Genomic DNA, 19,734 nt, shown 5'->3' on the forward strand with positions numbered 1-19,734 from the left:
GAAGTCCCAGGCGAAGGTGTGGGTATCGAGGGTGCCGACGTCTGTCACCGTGCCGGTGAAGTTCACGTTCAGGCCCCAGTACTGCGGGTTCGGCGCGGCTCAGCGATTGGCTCCAGGTCGGCTGACGCACCTGCCTGGGCCTGCGGGAACGCTCCTCGAGGGAGGTGATGCGCCTCGGGTCGAAGCGGCTCTTCCACCGGTAGAAGGTCTGCCGGCTGATGCCGAAATGCCGGCAGGTCAGGGCCGCGTTCCGACCATGCTCTTCATAGTAGTACAGCCATCTGAGCCGCACCTGTGCCGCCCGAGACAGCACCCCGATCGCCGCCAACCGCCGACTCCCCGGAACCAACCTGCTTTTGATCTGCATAGTGACACCAGTCTAGTGTCACGCATGTATCTGAACTCGATCAGAGATCGGCGTGCAACTTTCTATAACGCACGGGTGTTACCTTCTCTTTAGTGATGGGGTGCCTGAGAGGTGGATTGAGGCCCCAAACGGAGGCGCTATCGCATCTGCGGTATGATAGCGGCGCTTCCGGAGACTCCTTGTAGGGGTAGTGCTATGGAATATCGAAGGCTTGGCAAGACCGGCGCGAAGGTCTCCCTGTTGGGCCTGGGGTGCAACAACTTCGGCATGCGGTGCGACTATGACGAATCGGCCAAGATTATCCACCAGGCCTTGGATATCGGCATCAATCACATTGACACTGCCAACGGCTATGGCGGCGGCAGGTCGGAAGAGTTCATCGGGAAGGCGGTGAAGGGCAGGCGCGAGCAGGCGTTCATCGCGACCAAGTTCGGCCTGTTAGGCGGCCAGGGAGTGAACACCAAAGGCGGCTCCCGCCTGCATCTGATGCAGATGGCGCACGATAGCTTGAAGCGGTTAGGCACGGACTATATTGACCTCTATTACTTGCATACATATGACGCGGAGACGCCCATCGAAGAGACGCTGCGGGGGCTGGACGACCTGGTGCGGCAAGGCGAAGTGCGGTACATCGGCTGTTCCAACTTTGCGGCATGGCAGCTGGCGAATGCGCTGGAGACATCAAAGCATCACCATCTCCATGCCTTCGCCTGCGTTCAGAATCACTACAACCTCTTGAGACGGGAGGCTGAGCCGGACGTGGTGCCCTTCTGCAAGCGCTCCGGCACGGGTCTAATCCCCTTCTTCCCGCTGGCCTCCGGCATGCTGACGGGGAAGTACAAGCAGGGCCAGCCGCCTCCGCCGGGATCTCGGATGGAGACATCCAAGTGGGCCACCTACAACCTTTCCGATAGGAATTTCAAGATCGTGCAGGGGCTTGAAGGATTCGCGAAGGAGCGTGGGCGCACCATCGGCGAGCTGGCGATCGCATGGCTGGCAGCAAACCCGGCTGTCCCGAGCATCATCGCCGGGGCGACGAGGCCGGAGCAGGTCGTGGCAAATGCCAAGGGGCTCGAATGGAAGCTGACGGCGGAAGAGCTGAAGACGATTGACGCGCTGGCACCTCTCGCCTGAGGAAGACACCGTGACGTACGAGACCATCACCTATGACCGCCGGGACGGCATCGGTCTGCTGACCCTGAACAGGCCGGAGCGCCTGAACGCCCTCAATTCGGCGATGCGCCGCGAGGTGAAGGAGGTGCTCACCTCTGTGAACGACGATGCGGAGGTGCGCGTTCTGGTCATCACCGGGGCGGGCGAAGCCTTTTGCGCAGGGGCGGACCAGCGGGAGTCTACAAGCGGCGGCGCTATTCCTTTAGAGGAGATACGCCAGCGGAACATAGACCCGCGCGGCTCCACCTCGTGGCTCATGAAGAACATCGCCAAGCCCGTCATCACGGCGGTGAACGGCGTCGCCGTCGGCGGCGGCTTTGCCATCGCCGTGGGGGGCGATGTGGTCATCGCTTCGGAGCAGGCGCGATTCCGCGTGGGCCACGCGCCTCTGGGGATGGCGATGATGGACGGTCTTGGATGGCTGCTGCCGAGGCTCATCGGCACCCAGCGCGCCTTTGAGCTCTACGCGACGAATCGCATCATGGAAGGGGAAGAGGCGGCGCGGATCGGCTTGGCGCTGAAGGTGACGCCGCAGGCCCAGCTGATGCAGGAGGCGATGGCCATGGCGCGCGCCATGGCGGAGGGGCCGCCGCTGGGCCTGCGGCAGACCAAGCGGGCGATCACCCTCAGCCACGAGCAGACGCTGGACGATTACCTGATCTTTGAGCGGCTGGCTTACCAGAACTGCTACTTCTCCGAGGACTCCAAAGAGGCGAGGCAGGCCTTTTTGGAGCGAAGAAAGCCTAAGTTCCAAGGGAAGTAGCCGCGTGAGGCATCATTGCCTCGCTGGGGATGGGCGAAGCCTAGCGCGGCATACATCGCGAGCTTACGGTGAATGCGGTTACGCTCAAAGGGATTGTCTCCGCATCCCGCTTGGTATACCCTATGCGACTTAGTGGCGATTCTCGTGCCACTGGATGTCCAGTATCTCTGAACTGGCGAAGGAGGTCAGCTATGAATGGACGACGCTTCACGTTCGTAGGACTCTTCAAAATCGTCGCTCTAGCCGTCACCGTGGCCTTGGTGGTCACAGCATGCGGCGGCGACGATGAAGAGCCGACGGCTACGCCAACGACGGCTCCCAGGCCGACCCAGGCGCCCGCTGCTACGCCGACGTCCGCTCCCGCGCCGACGGCGACGCCGGTTCCGCCCACGGCCACGCCCCAGCCGGTCTTTGGTGTCTTCCGGGTTGATGCCACCAAGATCGCCGGCCTTGAATATCCGTCCAACAAGCCGAACTTCTCGCTGACGCCACGCCGGGGCGGCGTCTTTAAGCATGCCAACAGCCTTGTGTGGCCCCACTTTGACGTGACCGAGGTCGGCGCGTCGGCCACGGTCACGGCCACCGCGCCGGTCTATAGCAAGCTACTGGTTTGCAAGGGCACCCTGGAGATGACCGTCCCCAACGCCTTCTCGTGCGAGGTGGGCCCGCAGTTGGCCCAATCCTGGAGCATCTCCGCGGACGGAAAGACGTACACCTTCCGGTTGCGCCAGGGCGTGAAGTGGCACAACGCCGCGCCTGTAAACGGCAGGGAGTTCACTTCCGCCGACATCGTGTATACCTACACGCGCTTCGTCGCGGGCGGCGCGAATGCCTCCACCTTCGCCTTTGTTGACAAGATAGAGGCGCCGGATAAGTACACGGTCGTCCTCACGCTGAAGAGCCCGTACGCCGATTTCGTCGCAGAAGGCCCCGCCGGCTCATACGCCTATGTCGTCCCCAAGGAAGTGGGCGACCGCGATGGAAACTTCCGTAACGTCGCCATCGGGACCGGGCCCTTCGTAATGAAGGAGGCCCAGGGCAAAGAGAAGATCATCTACACGCGCAACCCGGACTACTTCATCCCCGGTGCGCCTTTCCTGGACGGCGCCGAGTTCATCAACATCGCCGATCGTCAGGCCATCCGCGCCGCTTACCGTTCCGGCGCTATTCATAAGACCGGCGGCACGGACATCCTCTCCGTGGCGGAGATGAACTCCCTGCGCCAGTCCAACCCGGAGACGATGTTTGAGGTGGCGGACAATAACCTAGGCCTCTACAACCTCTTCATGCGTCTAGACAAGGCCCCCTTCAACGACATCCGCTTCCGGCGCGCCCTCTCCCTTGCCATCAACCGGGAAGGGATCATCAAGAGCGTGCTGGAGGAGTCGGCCAGCATCATCGCGCCGATCCCCTGGGACGAGCTCTTCGCGGACAAGCCCGGCCTGGACAAGATGCCTTGGTACAAGTATGACGTGAACCAGGCCAAGCAACTCCTGAGCCAGGCCGGCCTCGCATCCGGCTTCTCTTTCAAGGCCAATCACTTCGCCTATACGGAGCTGGTGCGGTACCTGCCGGTGATCCTTGATAACTGGAACACCATCGGCGTGAAGGTGGAGCTGATCAACCAGGACAGCACGGCCTTCAATGCCACCTACCGAGGCAAGACCTACGAGCAAGCGGCATTGGGCTTTGTTCTCTCCGCCAATTCCATAGACGGCTTCACCTACGTCAACATGCACAGCAAGGGGAGCGGCAACTTCGGCTTCATCAACGACCCCGAGCTGGATAAGCTACTGGAGGCTCAGCGCGTTGAGGTGGACCCGGCCAAGCGCAAGCAGATCCTCACGCAGGTCTGGCAGCGGGAGGTGGACAACGTCTACCGCATCCCGTTCCCTAGGGTGAAGCGCATCAACTACTTCAGCCCTAAGCTGCACAATTACGCCTTCAGCCTGCCGATGAACAACGCCCAGATGGTGGCGAACAACATCGAGTACTTCTGGCTCGAGTAAGGGTGATCGCCCGCTAGGACGGACAGCATCCCCGCGCCTGGCTCCAGGCGCGGGGATTTTTCTCTACCGAGGCGGGCCGAAGCCTGACCTTGCAGGAGGAGCGAACGAAGGATGGGTCAATTCCTCGTCCGGCGGCTCTTGCTGGCGATCCCCGCGCTGGTGCTGCTCTCCATCGCGATCTTCGCCCTGGTGCGGGTCATCCCCGGCGATGCGGTGGTGGCGCGCGTGGCCGAAGGCGGCGGCGTGGTCACGAAGGCCGACGAGCAGCGCATCCGCGAAGAGCTGGGGCTGGATGAACCCTTCGTCACCCAGTATTTCACGTGGATCCGCGGCGTTTTCACCGGCGATATGGGGACCTCGTTCTGGACGGGCAAGCCCGTGGCCGGCGAGATCGCGCGCACCTTCCCCGTCTCCCTTGAGCTGACCATCTTCGCCATGGTCATCGCCCTGGCCGTCGCGGTGCCCATCGGCATCCTTTCGGCTATCAGGCAGGACACGCCGCTCGATTACCTGGGACGCTTTGTGAGCATCATGGGCTTGGCGGTTCCTCAGTTTTGGATAGCCACCATGACTCTCGTCTTTCTCTCTATCTGGTTCCATTGGTCGCCGCCCTTCGATTACGTGCCCTTCAATAGGGACCCTCGCCACAATCTCCTTCAATTCCTCATCCCGTCCATCATCCTGGGCTTCAGCCTTTCCGCCTCCACGATGCGTATGACGCGCTCGGCGATGCTGGAGGTTCTGCGGGAGGACTATATCCGCACGGCCTGGGCCAAGGGCCTGCAGGAGCGCGTGGTCATCACCCGCCATGCGCTCAAGAACGCCTTTATCCCAGTGGTGACGGTGGTAGGCTCGCAGATCGGCCACCTGCTGGGCGGCGCGGTGGTGGTGGAGCTGATCTTCGGCCTGCCGGGGATGGGACGCCTGACGCTCGATTCGATCATCCACCGCGACTACACGCAGGTCCAGGTGAACGTTGTGCTCATTGGCGCGGTGATGATCTTCATGAACCTGCTGGTGGACATCTCGTATGCGTGGCTGGACCCGCGCATCCGCCTGGGGAAATCGTAGATGAGCGCCCAGCCGATAGCCGCGGCCGGCTTTGGGCCCAAGCTCCGGCGATGGAGCTATGCCGGCACCATCGGCTTCGCGAAACGCAAGCCCATCGGCGCGGTGGCCGCCGTCCTGCTGATCGCGCTCATCCTGGCGACGGCCCTGGCCCCATGGGTGAGCCCCTTTCCGCCGCTCAAGACGCTCGTGGGCCCGTCCTTCGATGGACCTTCATGGAGCCACCTCTTCGGCACGGACGGCACGGGCCGCGACGTGCTGAGCCGGGTCCTGCACGGCGGGCGCGTCTCCCTCACCATCGGCATCCTTTCGGTGCTCTTGGGCACAACGCTTGGAGCGCTGGTGGGCCTGGTGAGCGGCTACTTCGGCGGCATGGTGGACTCGGTGCTGCAGCGCCTCATTGATACGCTGATGGCCTTTCCATCCATGATCCTCGCCCTCGCCATCGTCTCGATCCTCGGCCCCAGCAACCGCAACCTTGTCATCACCATCGCCGTGGTCATCCTGCCGCTGGCCTCTCGCGTCGTCCGCGGCTCGGTCCTCTCCGCCAAGCAGAACATCTATGTGGATGCCGCCCGCGCCATCGGCTCCTCGGACAAGCGCATCATGTTCGTACACATCTTGCCGAACGTCTTTGCGCCCATCCTTGTGGTGATGTCCATCCAGATTGGGCAGGCGATATTGCTGGAGGCCTCCCTGAGCTTCCTTGGCCTAGGCACGCCGCCGCCGCACCCATCCTGGGGCGGCATGCTGAGCCAAGAGGGGCGCAACAATATCGAAACGGCCTACTGGGTGGGGCTCTTCCCCGGCGTCTTTTTGAGCATCGCCGTCCTCGGCTTCAACCTGCTGGGCGATGCCCTACGCGATATCCTTGACCCCAAGCTCCGCGGGCGGGGGCGCTAGCGCAGGATCCGGGCAGGGTTGCATAAGGAGCCCGGTGTCATGCCTGTCACACGTGTCATGTGTTTTTTCCCACTCTAGTTAATCGCGCAGGGACAGATAGAGAGTGTAGCAATACGGAAAAACCTGTGACATCCGTGACACGTGTGGACAGAGGCCAGCGTCCCTCTACCCCTTACCCCCTGCTATAGCTCGCCGGAAAGACTGCTCGGGGCTGTAACGCTCCGCCGCTTCTATCTGGGCAATCCCAGGCCGCGCTGGGCGATGACGTTGCGCTGGACTTCGCTGCTGCCGCCGGTGATGGAGGCGCTCACCGATTGGAGGTAGTAGCGCTCTGCCCGCCCGCGCATCGGCGCGTGGGGCGCCTCCGGCTCCAGCTGGCCGTGGAGGCCGAGGGCATGGATGCCTGCACGGGCCATCTTTTGCGCCAGGTCTGTCTTGAAGAGCTTGACGATGGACGATTCGCGGCCAGGCGATCGGCCCACGGTGAGTGCCCAGGCGACGCGATAGGTGAAGAGCCGCACGATCTGCATCTCGACGGCGAGCTGGGCGAGGGAGTGCCGCACCAGGGGGTCGCTGAGGCGGTCGCGGCCCTTGGCGCGCTCCTGCTTCAGCGCGGCGAGCAGCTGCTCGAAGTAGCGGCGCAGGTCGCCGGAGACGAACATGCGCTCGAACTCCAGCGCCTTTGCCATGTAGTAGAAGCCCTGCCCCGGCTCGCCGACGACGTTGCCCCTGGGGACGCGCACGCGGTCATAGGAGACAGCGTTGGTGCGGTCGCCCGCCATGGTCCAGATGGGCCTGATCTCGATGCCCGGGCTTTTCAGGTCCACCATCATGAGCGAGATGCCTTTGTGCTTGGGCGCGCTCTGGTCCGTGCGCACGGCCAGCCAGTGGTATTCGGCGTAGTGGCAGGCCGTGTTGAAGAACTTGGTGCCGGTGACTACGTAGGCATCGCCGTCCAAGTCGGCCCGCATCTGTAGGTTGGCGAGGTCGCTCCCTGCGTTCGGTTCCGTGTAGCCCAGGGCGAAGTCTATCTCGCCCCGGGCGATGGGCGGCAGGAAGCGGTCGCACTGTTCGCGGGTGCCGAACATGGTGAGGGTGGGCGCCACGATGCGCCCGCCGGTGTTGGAGTTGGCGGCACCCGGCGCGCCGCGATAGGCCAGCTCATCCGTGAGCAGGAAGCGTTCCATGGCCGTCCGCCCGCCGCCGTGATAGTCCTTGGGCCAGTGGAGGGAGAGCCAGCCGCGCTGGGCCATCTTGAGGAGGACGGCCTTGGCGTTGGGCCCCATACGCTCTTCGCTCGCCACTTCTTCCACTGCCTCAGGCGTCAGCTCCGCGTCCAGGAAGCGGCGCACGTCGCCCACAAAGGCCTCTTGGTCAGACGTGAGTCGGAAGTCCATAGCGGAGGGAGTATAGGAGGGATAGGGAGCAGGGAGCAAGGATCAAAGGTCAACGGCGCATCCCGTTACGCATTGATTGACTTGGGGAAAGAGCCTCGCTATCGTTGGGCGTGCCGCACGTCATCTGCCGCAGGAGCGCGCGCATGTCTCTGGAAGAGATCGTCGTTGAAAAGGGCGAGGGCGTCGCCACCATCACCCTCAACCGTCCCGATCGCCTCAACTCCGTGACGCAAAAGATGATCAACGAGGACCTGCCGCGCATCTGGAGCGACCTGGAGCACGATAAGAAGGTGCGCTGCATCATCTTCACCGGCTCCGGGGAGCGGGCCTTCTGCTCCGGCATGGACCTTAAAGAGGCCGCCGCCTCGCCCACATGGGGCAAGGCGCCGGCGCAGCCCCGCAAATCGCTGATGACCCCGCGCCAGGCAGCAGTCACTAAGCCCGTCATCGCTGCGGTGAACGGCATCTGCGTCGGCGGCGGGCAGATGTTCGTCTCTGATTGCGATATCGCCATCGCCTCCACGAACGCGACCTTCTCCAACCCGGGAGTCTCCATCGGGCAGCTGGCCGTCTATGCGCCCATCACCTGGTCCAAGTACGTCTCCTTCCAATCGCTCATGCGCATGATGCTCGTGGGGGGCGCCGAGCGCCTCTCTGCCCAGCAGGCCAAGGAGATGGGCATCGTCACCGAGGTAGTCCCCGCGGCCCAGCTGATGACCCGTTCCCGGGAGGTCGCGGCGATGATCGCCGCCAACTCGCCCACGGCGGTGCGGCAGGTGAAGAAGATCATGTGGGACTGCCTGGACCGCAATCTGACGGACGCCTTTGCCAACGGCCAGGCCATCATGCGCGCCTATATGGGCCACCCGGACAGCATCGAAGGCCCCAAGGCCTTTGCCGAAAAGCGCAAACCCAAATGGAGCGAAGAGTAGGGGCGATCAAGTGATCGCCCGTCTTTCTGGAGGCACGATGACGCAGGAGAAGCCGAAGACCTATATCACGCCCGAGATCAAGGCGCGCATCGGCGTGGAAGTGCCGGGACAGACGGCCGCGCCCATAGATGAGAGCGATATCCGCAAGTGGGCCATCGCCGTCTACTGGCCGGAGCAGCCGCCGCGCATCTTCTGGGACGCCGAGCACGCAAAGAAGACGCGCTGGAAGGGCATCATCGCTCCCCAGGAGATGAACGTCTTCACCTGGCCGGCCGAGCGTCCCAAGCAGCGCCTCTCCGCCGCAGGCACGGGCCAGCCCGGCACGCGCATCCTGAACGGCGGCTCTGAGTTCGAATACTTCGCCCCCATGCGCCCCGGCGACGTGATCTCCTCCAAGAGCAAGCTGGCCGAGGTCTTTGAGCGCGAGGGCCGCATGGGCTTGATGATGTTCCAGGTCACCCAGACCGATTTGACGAACCAGCGGGGCGAGCTGGTAAAGCGCAGCAAGACGACGCTTATCTTCTATTAACAGAGGCGAACCCATGGCACACGTCACCTTTGCGTCCGTCACTGAAGGGCAGGAGCTGCCCACCTTCCAGCGCACCACCGATTTCATGCACTGGAACCGCTACGCCGCCGTGAACGACGAATTCGTTCAGCTGCACATGGACGATGAGGCGGGCAAAAAGGTCGGCCAGAAGGGGGCCTTCGGCATGGGCAACCTCCAGGTGGCCTATCTGCACAACCTCCTGCGCCAGTGGGTGGGCGACGATTGCTGGATCAAGAAGTTCCGCTGTGAGCTGCGCGGCATGAACTTCAAGGGCGATACGCTCACCGCCAAGGGCAAGGTGCTCAAGAAGTATGAGCAGGGCGGTGAACGGCTGGTGGACCTGGAGCTGTGGACGGAGAATCAGACCGGCCAGAAGCTCTGCCCCGGCTCCGCCACGGTTGTCCTGTTCCAGTAGGAACACGGGAACCAGGACGTAAGGAATACCCAGATGGACTTTCGATTCACCGCAGAAGAAGAGGCCTTCCGCCAGGAAGTGCGCCGGTTCATCAAAGAGAACCTCACGGTTGAGATGACCAAGGGCGAAGGCGGCGGCCTGTGGAGCACGCCGGAGAAGCGCCGCTTCGCGAAGCTGATGTCCAAGAAGGGATGGATCGGCATCTCATGGCCCAAGGAGTACGGCGGCCAGGGAAGGCCGAGCATCTACCAGTACATCCTGACGGATGAGCTCTCGGCGGCCCTCGCGCCGCACACGGGCGGCGGTGTGGGAACCATCGGCACCACGCTGATGCACCACGCCGGCGAGGAGATGAAGCGGGACATCCTGCCGCGCATCATCGCCGCCGATATCGAGTTCGCCATCGGCTATTCGGAGCCGAACGCGGGGAGCGATCTAGCGGGCGTGGAGACGCGCGCCGAGCTGAAGGGCGACGATTACATCATCAACGGGCAGAAGCTGTGGACGAGTGCCGCGCACTTCGCCGATTACTTCTGGCTCGTGGTCCGCACGGACCAGAAGGCCCCGAAGCACAAGGGCATCAGCCTCTTCCTCTTTCCCATGAACGTCCCCGGCATCCGGATCGAGCCTATCTATAAGATCGGCGATATGCGGAACAACGTCGTCTACCTGGATAACGTCCGGGTGCCGCGCTCGGCCCTGGTGGGCCAGGAGAACAAGGGCTGGTACTACGTGGCTGAGGCGCTGGACCACGAGCGCTCGCACCTCTTCCCTTTCGGCCCCATCAAACGCTCCATGGACCGCCTGCGCGCCCTGGCCCACAGCGCCCCCGACTCCATCAAGGGGACGCCCTACTGGAAGGTCCTGCGCCACCGCGTGGCGGAGCGTGAAATCGAGACGCAGGTACAGCACGTCTTCAGCCTGCGGGTGCTGGACATCGAGCGGCGCAAGGGCGTGGCGAACGTGGAGGCCTCCATCAGCAAGGTCTTCGGCACCGAGCTCCAGATACGCCTGGCCCAGACGAACTACCAGCTGGCCAGCCACTTTGGCGAGCTGCGCCACGGGTCAAAGCACCACGTTGTGGGCGACGTCGTCGGCGATATGGCTCGCGCCTACGAGGCCTCGCTGATCCCCCCTGTGGCTGGCGGCGCGAACGAGATCAACCGCACCGTCATTGCGACGCGCGGCCTAGGCCTGCCCAGGGGCTAGGCGCGCAACAAAAAGCGCCCCGGCCTTCGCCGGAGCGCTTTCGCGTAAGGCGGTCAGGCGGGTCTAGTGCGCGTGCTCAGCAGCCTCTGCGGCATCAGCCTCGGCTTTGGTCTTGTGGATGGTGCCGTGCGGGTGCTGCGGCGGCGAGTAGATGGTGTAGAGCTTCAGCTTTTTCGTCTTGGATGTGTTCACGATGTTGTGCTTGGTTCCGGCCGGGATGACCGCCGCCCAATCGCTCTTCAGGATGTGCGCTTTGCCGTTCAGGATCGCCTTGCCTTCACCCTCTTCCACTCGGATGAACTGATCGAGGTTGGTGTGGACCTCCATGCCGATCTCCTCGCCGGCCTTCAGGCTCATCACTACCAGCTGGCTGTGCTTGGCCGTGAAGAGGACCTTGCGGAAATTCACGTTCGCCATCGTCGCTTTTTCGATATTGACTACATATCCGGCCATCGGATGCTCCTCTGTTGTATTAACATTATAGATAATAATTTCTTGTGGATAACTATTATCTATTGGTTTCGATTATACTGTATATGCACCCACTGTCAAGCGGGGGCTGGAAAGAGATAGGTGCTCGAGTGGCACAGAAGATCGCGCCTGAGACAGAAGAGCGGATAGCCAAGCTGGTTGAGCGCCTGCGCGCGGAGGGCTTCCGCGTCACGCCGCAGCGGCTGGAAGTGCTGCGCCTGCTTCTGACCACGGACAGGCATCCCAGCGCCGAAGACCTCTATGACCAGCTGAAGCGGCGCTTCCCTACGCTGAGCCTGGCTACCGTGTATAAGACCATGGAGACCCTGCGCTCTATGGGCGAAGTGCTCTATCTGGAGTTCAAGGAGGGTAGCACCCGGTATGACGGCCGTTTCCCCTACCCGCATACGCACCTCATCTGCTCTTCCTGCGGCCTGATCGAGGACCTGATCCACGACCCCGTGACCGCTGACGTGAACAAGGCCGTGACCCAATCCGGGTTCGCCCTCTCCAAGTACCGCTTTGACCTCTACGGCTTGTGCAAGGACTGCCAGAAGGCGCCGGGCCGCGCCACCGTCTCCAAACCGGCGTAGCAGACTCCTTCCTGCCTTGCTGTTTCACTGTGCTATCATTCGCCCATCGCGCAGACTAGTTTGAATCGAGGGATAAGATGGCGCTCGATACGATTATCAAAGACGGTTTAGTGGTTGACGGCACTGGCCAAAAGGCATACCACGGCAGCGTGGGCATCAAAGGCGGCAAGATCGTTGCCACCGGCAAAATCACTGACTCCGCCAAGAAGACGATAAACGCCGATGGCCTCGTCGTCGCCCCAGGCTTCTGGGACGCGCACACGCACTATGACGCGCAGCTGCTCTGGGATCCTATCGCCTCCTCTTCAAGCTGGCACGGCGTCACCTCCGTCATCATGGGCAACTGCGGCTTCAGCATCGCGCCCTGCCAGGAAAGAGACCAGGAGTGGATGGTCAAGACCCTCGCTCGGGTTGAGGGCATGCCCGTTGAATTGCTCAAGAAGACCCTTCCCTGGCCGTGGGGGACGTTCAAGCAATACCTGGACCGGCTGGACGGGCACATCGCCGTCAACGCCATGGGCCAGGTGGGCCACACGGCCGTGCGACGCTATGTGATGGGCGAAGATTCGTCCAAGCGCTCGGCCAAGCCGGAAGAGATCACCAAGATGCGCAAGGTGCTGGACGAGTCCTACCGCGCAGGCGGCTTCGGCCTCTCCACCTCGCGCTCGCCGACGCACTGGGACGGCGACGGCAACCCCGTGCCGAGCCGCGTGGCCGCCCTGGACGAGTACATGACGCTTTGCGAAGAGATGAAGGGCACCACCATCGGCTTCGTCGAGATGGCGGGCGGCAACGACTTCAGCCGCGCGAACCCGGAGGGCATGGCCCGGCTCGTGGAGCTGACTAAACGCAGCGGACGCCCCGTCTGCTGGAGCTCCATCTCCCAGAACATCAGTGACCCCCAAGGCTATAAGAAGCACCTGCAGATGCTCAAGGATTACAACGCCAACGGCGTCCCGTTCTTCGCCCTGGGCCATACCCAGACCGACGACTTTGAGTTCAAGTTCGATTTCACCAACGTCTTCGATCGGTGGAACACCTGGCAACGGCTGGCGTTGGAGCCGGTGGAGACCAAGAAGCGCCTGATGAAGGATCCGGCCTACCGCGCCAAGCTGCGCGAGGAGATGAAGACCGACACGATGCAGGGCCTGGCGACGAACTGGGGCCGCATCATACTTGTGCGCTCGACAACCGGGAAGTACAAGAAGTACGAGATGAAGCTCGTCACGGAGATCGCGAAGGATATGGGCAAGGACCCGCTGGATTGCGCCTTCGACATCGCTCTGGATGAGAACCTCCTCACCCACTTCCGCCTGTTGGATTCCCGCTCCCCGAACCCGGAGACGATGATGGAGATCCTGGCCAACGACCACGTCGCCGCGGGCTTCACCGATGCGGGCGCGCACCTCATCACCGAAGTGAACACCGGCTTCGCCACGCGCCTTCTAGGCTATTGGGTCCGTGAGCGAAAGCTCATCTCCCTGGAGACGGCGGTACGGAAACTATCGGCCATCACGCCGGAAGAGTCCGGCATCAAAGACCGCGGCCACATCAAAGAGGGCGAATGGGCCGATATCACGATCTTCGACCCCAAAACTGTGGACGCCAGCGATCGCGTCTTCACGAACGACCTGCCCGGCGGGCTCACGCGCTTGGTGCAGTATGCCAAGGGCATCGAATACGTCATGGTCAACGGCGAAGTGACCCTCCAGGGCGGCAAGCATACCGGCGCCCTTTCGGGCAAGACGATCAGAAATACAAAGAAATGAGCCGCAGGGGGCGGGCGCAAGCTCTCCCGCGAAGAAGGGGCGGCCCACGGGTCGCCCCTTCTCTTTTGCTAGAATGGCTTTACCCTAGAAGCAACGCAGGAACGTATGACACCTCCGCACACGATTGACGAAGTCCGCAAGGCCTACCTCGACTTTTTCACGAGCAAGAAGCACCTCGTCGTTCCTTCTTCTCCCCTTATCCCCGCAGGCGATCCCACGCTGCTCCTCACCAGCGCCGGCATGGTGCAGTTCAAGGACTACTTTGAGGGGAAGCGCACGCCGCCCAGCCCGCGCCTGGCCTCCGTCCAGAAGTGCTTCCGCACCACGGATATAGACGAAGTGGGCGATACGAAACACCTGACGCTCTTTGAGATGCTGGGCAATTTCAGCATCGGCGATTACTTCAAGAAGGAGTCCATCGCCTGGGCGTGGGAGTTCTGCGCCCAGGTGCTGCACCTGCCCAAGGAGCGCCTGTGGATCACCGTCTATCAGGATGACGATGAGGCGGAGGCGCTGTGGCAGGCCATCGGCGTGCCGAAGGAGCGCATCCTCCGCTACGGCGATAAGCAGAACTTCTGGGGCCCGGCGGGCGAAGAAGGCCCCTGCGGCCCCTGCAGCGAACTGCACTACGACTACGGCGAAGAGTTCGGCAAGGATGCCACGCCTGCGGAGGGCGGCGAGCGATTTATCGAGATATGGAACCTGGTTTTTACCCAGTTCTACCACCACCGCGATGGTCGTCGCACGCCGCTCCCCAAGCCCAACATAGACACCGGCATGGGCCTTGAGCGCACCACCATGGTGCTCCAAGACCTCCACGCCCAGCAGCGCAAGACGGGCAAGCGTATCATCTCCGCCTACCAGACGGACGCCTTCGACTACCTCATCGCCAAGGCGAGCGAGCTCACCGGGACGCAGTATGGCAAGGACGCGGCCGTTGACTACGCCATGCGCGTCCTGGCCGAGCACTCGCGGAGCGTCACCTTTCTTATCGGCGACGGCGTCGTCCCCTCCAACGAGGGGCGCGGCTACGTCCTGCGCCGCATCCTCCGCCGTGCGGTGCGCTACGCCCGCAAGGCCGGCGTGACGGGCCCCTTCCTTACCAAGATGGCCGAGGCTGTGATCGGCAGGATGGCTCACCAGTACCCGGAACTGAAAGAGCAGCGCGACTTCATCATGTCCATCATTGAAGACGAGGAGGAGCAGTTTGGGAAGACGCTGGATGAGGGGCTTGTCCTTCTTGGCGGTATCGTCGAACGGCAGAAGAAGGCTGGCGCGAAGGTCATCACCGGCGCCGATGTCTTTAAGCTCTATGACACCTTCGGCTTCCCGCCGGACATCACCCAAGATGTCGCCCGCGAGCAGGGCTTCACTGCTGACCTCGCAGGCTTTGAGAAGGAGATGGAGGCCCAGCGCCAGCGCGGACGCGCCGCCGCTAAGTTCGGCCTTGGCGATAAGACGTCGCCGGAGACCTATAAGGCCATCGGCGCAGGCCAGACGCGCTTCACCGGCTATGACCAGACCAAGGAGCACACCGTCGTCCTTGGGCTCATCGTTGGCGGCGCGCCCGCCCAGCGCGCCAAGCGCGGTGAAAAGGTGGAGGTCATCCTCCGCCAGACGCCCTTCTACGCCGAAGGCGGCGGCCAGGTGGGCGATACCGGCGATATCCGCAGCGATACCGGTCATATAGTCGTCAGCAGCACGCAGTCGCCCATGCAGGGGCTCACCGTCCACCTGGGCGAAGTGCAGGATGGCGAGATCGCCGTGGGCGATGCCGTCTGGGCCGCCGTCACCGCCGATCGCCGCGCCGACGTGATGCGCAACCACACCGGCACGCACCTCCTGCATGCCGCCCTGCGCAAAGTTCTGGGTACCCATGTGCGCCAGGCCGGGTCCCTTGTCTCACCCGAGCGCCTGCGCTTCGATTTCTCCCACACCTCATCCATCAGCACCACAGCCCTGCGGGATATCGAGCGGATGGTGAACGATAAGATACTGGCCAACCTGCCCGTGGCCCATAAGACCATGGCCTACAAAGAGGCCATCGAAAACGGCGCGCTGGCCTTCTTCGGCGATAAGTACGGCGACCAGGTGCGCACCTGCCGCATCGGCGGCGATGGCGATGTCTTCAGCTTCGAGCTGTGCGGCGGCACCCATGTCAGCGCCACCGGCGAGATCGGCCTTCTGCACATCGAAAACGAAGGGAGCATCGCCGCAGGGACGCGGCGCGTGGAAGCTGTCACCGGCCGCAATACGGATACCGCGCTCATCGAGCGGCACGCCCTCTTAGAGGCCTTGGCCCAGCACTTGAAGTCGTCCCCCGCCGAGCTCTCATCCCGGGTCAGCGGTCTGCTGGAAGAGCTCGACCGTGAGCGCAAGCGCGCCGTCTCCATGGAACGCGAGCTAGCCCGCCGCCAGGCGGAATCCCTCATCGCCCAGGCGCAGACTGTCGATGGCGTGACCCTGCTCACGGCCCAGGTCTCAGCCTCCAGCGCCGAATCGCTGCGCGAGATGGGCGATTGGCTCAAGAGCAAGCTCGGCAGCGGCATCGTGACCCTCGGCGCCCTCGTGAACGATAAGCCGGCCTTCGTCGCCTTCGTCACGCCGGACCTGACGGCTAAGGGCCACCACGCAGGCAACATCATCCGCGAAGTGGCCAAGGTGGCGGGCGGCGGCGGCGGCGGCCGCCCGGAGATGGCGCAGGCAGGCGGCAAAGACAAGGAAAAGCTCGCCGAGGCACTGGCGCTGGTGGCGAAGCTGGTGAAGAAGGGGTAGCGGGGATGGCATCGGGAGAAGAACCTTCACTGCAGCCCGATTCTGATTGGCTATCGATTGACCTGGTTTACGATTACGTCCGCCCCTCATACGACTAAGCGCTGAGACGCTTAGTCGCTATTGAAAGTCGCATCTAGGGATTGGTTGCCTTTGTTGCAACATTTACTGGACTGATGCCTATTGTGGCAAAAGCGATTATCCCCGAGATCAATTTTCAGGCAAACTGGTTCTTTGCAGCGTTTGCGTTTGCTTTCTAGGTGCAATGTTGGGTACTGTTTCCCAGGTAAGAGGAGAACTCAAGGTCGTTGACCTTAGGCATTTTTCTGACGAGGCTGGTGGTTGGCAGGCTCTTCCCAAAGCGAAGTTCAAGGAGTGGGTTGTCTTTTATGCAAGCAACCACCTTGCTCAAAACATCCAACTGGTGAACAAAAAGGGCCAGGCCGCCGTCTGGCTTACGGCGCTTTTTCTTGCAGAAGCGGCCTGTATGTTGGTATGGCTGCTTACGAGCCTTTGACCGAAATGCTCGGGTCGGAAGGCTTTGGCCCTGAGGGCTGTTTTGGTGTGGGCTGCTGTGGCTTTTGCGCTTTTATCTTGTCAGAGGTAGTAATCATGTGGTTTCTCTCGGATGACCCAGGGTGACGTCGGTAGTGTGACGCGCTATTTCCTTAGTTGTACGACACTTAGCAGTCGGGACACTAAATTATCACGGTATGTGTGAGCAAAGCGGGTTCTCATAGAGAAGCTGTGAGATGGTATTAAGGGGCGTCGCATTCTCTTACTCTTACCGTGCCCCTAAATATCGTGGTCCATCGAAGTGCGGCCCTGCTTCAGGGCGCTCATGATGGGGCCGTCCGGCGTCCACATGTGGCATGAGTTGATGGCCGGGTTCACGTAGCCTTCGGACAGGCGCCGCTTCACCATCGCCTTGGCCGAATCCGGGTCCTTGGGGATGTAGTAGGCCCCGGAGGCGTTCTTCGTGTTCGCCATCACCTGCATCAGCGTGTTCATGTGCGCGCAGCCTAGCGGCCCGCCGAAGCGGTCCCGCTGCGCCTGGGTGTAGCCGGTGGTGATCTTCACGCCCTCCATCTTGGGCAGCCATTCCAGCACCTTGCCGCAGCCGGTGTGGGGACGCACGTCGAACTCGCCGTTGGACTTGACGATTTCCGAAGTCTTAGCGTCCACGCGATAGGCCACGGACATCCCGTGGATCGTGCCGGGCTTCAGGTAACCGCCCTTCTTGCGCACCTGGGCAAAGTACCCCGATTCGTTGGGGTCTTGCTCATCGTCCAGGCGGCCTTCCAGCGAGAGCGTTCCATCGCCCTCGTCATAGACCTTCACGGTGATCGTGCGGGTGTGGATCAGTTTGCGTGCCACAGCATCGTCCTCCGGGTCCGGCGCGTTTGCCGCTGCCGGCCCAACAGTCCAGTATAGGGACGCCTGCGAAAAAGCGTCAACGCAACCAGGGCTATAATCTCCGTATGCGCATCCTGGCCCTAGATGTCGGCACCAAGACCATCGGCGTGGCCGCCAGCGATCCCACAGGCTCCCTCGCCACTCCCATCACAGTCATCCGCCGCGCCCGGGCGAAGGAGGACATCCGGCAGGTCATTGACTTGGCGAAGCGCTATGAGGCCGAGCGCATTGTGATCGGCTTGCCGATCTCCATGAGCGGTGCACCTAGCGAGCAGACCAGACTCGTGGAGGCCTTTGTCAGAGAGCTGCGCGTGGCAACGCCGCTTCCCATAGAGACCTTTGATGAGCGGCTGACCACCGTGGAGGCGGAGCGGCGCATGCGCGAAGCGGGCCTCTCAGCCCGGAAGCGCCGCGCTAACATAGACGCCATGGCGGCGATGGTGCTGCTGCAGGGCTATCTGGACGCAGGAGGCGTAGCACGCAGTCCGGCCCCGCCCCCGGAGCCGATTCAGCCTGCTCGCGGGCGCCGACGACCTACCTCGCAAAGGTAGCCAGAATCTCCTTCTGGTACTCTGCCGTCTCTTCCGCCGTCAGGAAGTAGTTGGGTGGCGTGAAGATGACGGTATCCGCGATGCCCTCATACTCTTTCAGCCGTTTCCTGGCATTGTCGGCGGAGCCGGAGACGTGGAAGGCGTCCACCATCTCGTCTGAGATGAGGTCCCAGCACCAGGGGCCGTGTCCGCCGCGCTTGATGAACTGCTCGCGGACCGCCGCAGCCTCCTTCGCGTAGCCGTAGTGCTCAAAGAGCTTTTGGTACGTCGCCACGGTGCAGTAGAAGGCCACCGTCTTGGCTAAGTCGCGCCTGGCCTTCTTCACGTCCTTGCCCAAGGCCATCGTGATCGTCAGCGAGATGGTGACCTCTTCCCGCTTGCGCCCCGCGCGATCCAGGCCGATCCTGATGTTCGGCTCCATCACATCCTTGGCCCACTTGATGGAGGCCATGATCTGGCCGAGGACGCCATCGGCAACCTCCCCTATAACGCGGCACATGCCGGGCCCGATGGCGGCGGCGTAGATAGGCACTCGCGGCCGGACGATGCGGTGTTCGATGGAGAAGCCTCGGATATCCACATCGTAGTACTCACTCTTGAACTGGATGGGCTTGCCGTGGGGCGCGTTGTCCATGATGAGGCGGATGAGCTGGATGCATTCCTTCAGGTGCGGCGCGGGGGTGCCGTAGGTGCTGCCGTGCCAGCGCTGCACCAAGCCCTTCACGCCGGTGCCCAGGCCCAGGATGAAGCGGCCGTTTGTCAGGCGGTCCAGGTCAAAGGTCGTCAGCGCCATGGACATGGGGCTGCGAACGAAGGCCAGGGCGATGCCCGTGCCCAGGTGGATGCGCTTGGTGGACCCGGCCACCGCGGCGGGGTAGACAAAGGGGGAGGTATGCAGCTCCTGCGACCAGAGCACATCGAACTTCGCATCGTCCACCTTTTTGGCCCAGGCGGTAACTTCTTCCAGCGTCTCACCTTGAAATCGCACGGCATAGCGCACGGCTGCTGCTCCTTGGGGATCGGACTTTGAACGAACTCAGGCAAGCGGCGCCCATCGTAGCATGTGACACAGACGAGTACCACCGAATTTCGCATGTCTGATGGCCCAAGGCTCACGGCTTTCGGCGCGGAGAAAGCGTGGCTGATAGGGGGTAACATAAAACGGTTGCGCCCAGGAGTGAGTTAGTGTAAAGTTTCGGCGCTCAAACCTTTCTAGGGGGTGGCCTCTGCAGGACTTTGAATATCGAGCGCCGAAGACGCTCAACGAGGCGATCCAGCTCATGGCTGAAAAGGGAGCTAAGGCGCGCGCCCTCGCAGGCGGCACCGACCTCCTGGTCCAGCTTCGAGTGAAGCGCTACATCGTTGACCGCGTCGTT

The 19,734-nt window shown here is 62.5% G+C and carries 20 protein-coding genes; 15 read left to right on the forward strand and 5 right to left on the reverse strand.

The genetic code is table 11. The features are described 5' to 3' along the window. Positions 1–367 (reverse strand): helix-turn-helix domain-containing protein (locus tag FJ039_10865; protein MBM4406656.1); only part of this gene is annotated, 367 nt, incomplete at its 3' end. Positions 368–562: 195 nt separating this feature from the next. Between FJ039_10865 and FJ039_10870 the strand changes: the two genes are divergently transcribed. The 5 genes from FJ039_10870 (at position 563) to FJ039_10890 (ending at position 6,283) form a co-directional block, all read left to right on the forward strand. Further along, a complete protein-coding gene (locus FJ039_10870) occupies positions 563–1,501 on the forward strand; it encodes an aldo/keto reductase (protein ID MBM4406657.1) in 939 nt (312 codons plus the stop codon). Then, on the forward strand, positions 1,476–2,303 hold the full coding sequence (locus FJ039_10875; GenBank protein ID MBM4406658.1) for an enoyl-CoA hydratase/isomerase family protein: 828 nt from the start codon (positions 1,476–1,478) through the stop codon (positions 2,301–2,303). The genes FJ039_10870 and FJ039_10875 overlap by 26 nt, the downstream gene beginning before the upstream one ends. Positions 2,304–2,494: 191 nt before the next feature. After that, positions 2,495–4,312 (forward strand): ABC transporter substrate-binding protein, encoded by a 1,818-nt coding sequence (locus FJ039_10880; GenBank protein ID MBM4406659.1) that lies wholly within the window; start codon positions 2,495–2,497, stop codon positions 4,310–4,312. A 111-nt stretch (positions 4,313–4,423) separates the two neighbouring features. After that, a complete protein-coding gene (locus FJ039_10885; protein MBM4406660.1) occupies positions 4,424–5,383 on the forward strand; it encodes an ABC transporter permease in 960 nt (319 codons plus the stop codon). After that, positions 5,384–6,283 (forward strand): ABC transporter permease, encoded by a 900-nt coding sequence (locus FJ039_10890; protein MBM4406661.1) that lies wholly within the window; start codon positions 5,384–5,386, stop codon positions 6,281–6,283. A gap of 230 nt (positions 6,284–6,513) precedes the next feature. Here the strand turns inward: FJ039_10890 and FJ039_10895 are convergent, their stop codons facing one another. Beyond that, positions 6,514–7,680 (reverse strand): acyl-CoA dehydrogenase, encoded by a 1,167-nt coding sequence (locus tag FJ039_10895; protein ID MBM4406662.1) that lies wholly within the window; start codon positions 7,678–7,680, stop codon positions 6,514–6,516. Positions 7,681–7,823: 143 nt separating this feature from the next. On the opposite strand from FJ039_10895, the gene FJ039_10900 reads away from it, so the two are divergent. From FJ039_10900 to FJ039_10915, 4 genes are read left to right on the forward strand one after another with little or no spacing between them, the layout of a single operon-like run. Continuing rightward, positions 7,824–8,612 (forward strand): enoyl-CoA hydratase/isomerase family protein, encoded by a 789-nt coding sequence (locus tag FJ039_10900; protein ID MBM4406663.1) that lies wholly within the window; start codon positions 7,824–7,826, stop codon positions 8,610–8,612. 37 nt (positions 8,613–8,649) lie between these two features. After that, positions 8,650–9,141, forward strand: coding sequence for a MaoC family dehydratase (locus FJ039_10905; protein ID MBM4406664.1), 492 nt, complete (start codon positions 8,650–8,652; stop codon positions 9,139–9,141). Positions 9,142–9,154: 13 nt separating this feature from the next. After that, entirely contained in the window at positions 9,155–9,577 is a 423-nt protein-coding gene (locus FJ039_10910) for a hypothetical protein (protein ID MBM4406665.1), read from the forward strand. Positions 9,578–9,610: 33 nt separating this feature from the next. Further along, positions 9,611–10,786 (forward strand): acyl-CoA dehydrogenase, encoded by a 1,176-nt coding sequence (locus FJ039_10915; protein MBM4406666.1) that lies wholly within the window; start codon positions 9,611–9,613, stop codon positions 10,784–10,786. A gap of 63 nt (positions 10,787–10,849) precedes the next feature. Here the strand turns inward: FJ039_10915 and FJ039_10920 are convergent, their stop codons facing one another. Next, entirely contained in the window at positions 10,850–11,239 is a 390-nt protein-coding gene (locus tag FJ039_10920) for a cupin domain-containing protein (protein ID MBM4406667.1), read from the reverse strand. 83 nt (positions 11,240–11,322) lie between these two features. Here FJ039_10920 and FJ039_10925 point away from each other — a divergent pair, with 83 nt between their 5' ends. The 4 genes from FJ039_10925 to FJ039_10940 all read left to right on the forward strand — a co-directional run bounded on the left by FJ039_10925 (position 11,323) and on the right by FJ039_10940 (position 16,908). Continuing rightward, positions 11,323–11,850 (forward strand): transcriptional repressor, encoded by a 528-nt coding sequence (locus FJ039_10925; GenBank protein MBM4406668.1) that lies wholly within the window; start codon positions 11,323–11,325, stop codon positions 11,848–11,850. A 77-nt stretch (positions 11,851–11,927) separates the two neighbouring features. After that, positions 11,928–13,619, forward strand: coding sequence for an amidohydrolase family protein (locus FJ039_10930; GenBank protein ID MBM4406669.1), 1,692 nt, complete (start codon positions 11,928–11,930; stop codon positions 13,617–13,619). Positions 13,620–13,724: 105 nt separating this feature from the next. Further along, positions 13,725–16,394 (forward strand): alanine--tRNA ligase, encoded by a 2,670-nt coding sequence (gene alaS, locus FJ039_10935; GenBank protein MBM4406670.1) that lies wholly within the window; start codon positions 13,725–13,727, stop codon positions 16,392–16,394. 265 nt (positions 16,395–16,659) lie between these two features. Further along, on the forward strand, positions 16,660–16,908 hold the full coding sequence (locus tag FJ039_10940) for a hypothetical protein (protein ID MBM4406671.1): 249 nt from the start codon (positions 16,660–16,662) through the stop codon (positions 16,906–16,908). Positions 16,909–17,186: 278 nt separating this feature from the next. Here the strand turns inward: FJ039_10940 and FJ039_10945 are convergent, their stop codons facing one another. Continuing rightward, complete coding sequence (locus FJ039_10945; protein ID MBM4406672.1) at positions 17,187–17,936, reverse strand: DUF2889 domain-containing protein; 750 nt, start codon at positions 17,934–17,936, stop codon at positions 17,187–17,189. On the opposite strand from FJ039_10945, the gene ruvX reads away from it, so the two are divergent. Further along, positions 17,873–18,358, forward strand: a complete 486-nt coding sequence (ruvX, locus tag FJ039_10950; protein ID MBM4406673.1) for a Holliday junction resolvase RuvX — start codon at positions 17,873–17,875, stop codon at positions 18,356–18,358. The two genes, FJ039_10945 and ruvX, sit on opposite strands and share 64 nt — an antisense overlap. Here the strand turns inward: ruvX and FJ039_10955 are convergent. Then, positions 18,342–19,358, reverse strand: coding sequence for an LLM class flavin-dependent oxidoreductase (locus FJ039_10955; protein MBM4406674.1), 1,017 nt, complete (start codon positions 19,356–19,358; stop codon positions 18,342–18,344). The two genes, ruvX and FJ039_10955, sit on opposite strands and share 17 nt — an antisense overlap. Before the next feature lie 226 nt (positions 19,359–19,584). On the opposite strand from FJ039_10955, the gene FJ039_10960 reads away from it, so the two are divergent. Continuing rightward, the coding region (locus tag FJ039_10960; protein ID MBM4406675.1) for a xanthine dehydrogenase family protein subunit M at positions 19,585–19,734 on the forward strand (150 nt) is incomplete at its 3' end.

This window comes from Chloroflexota bacterium, assembly GCA_016875535.1.
Taxonomy (GTDB): domain Bacteria; phylum Chloroflexota; class Dehalococcoidia; order SHYB01; family SHYB01; genus VGPF01.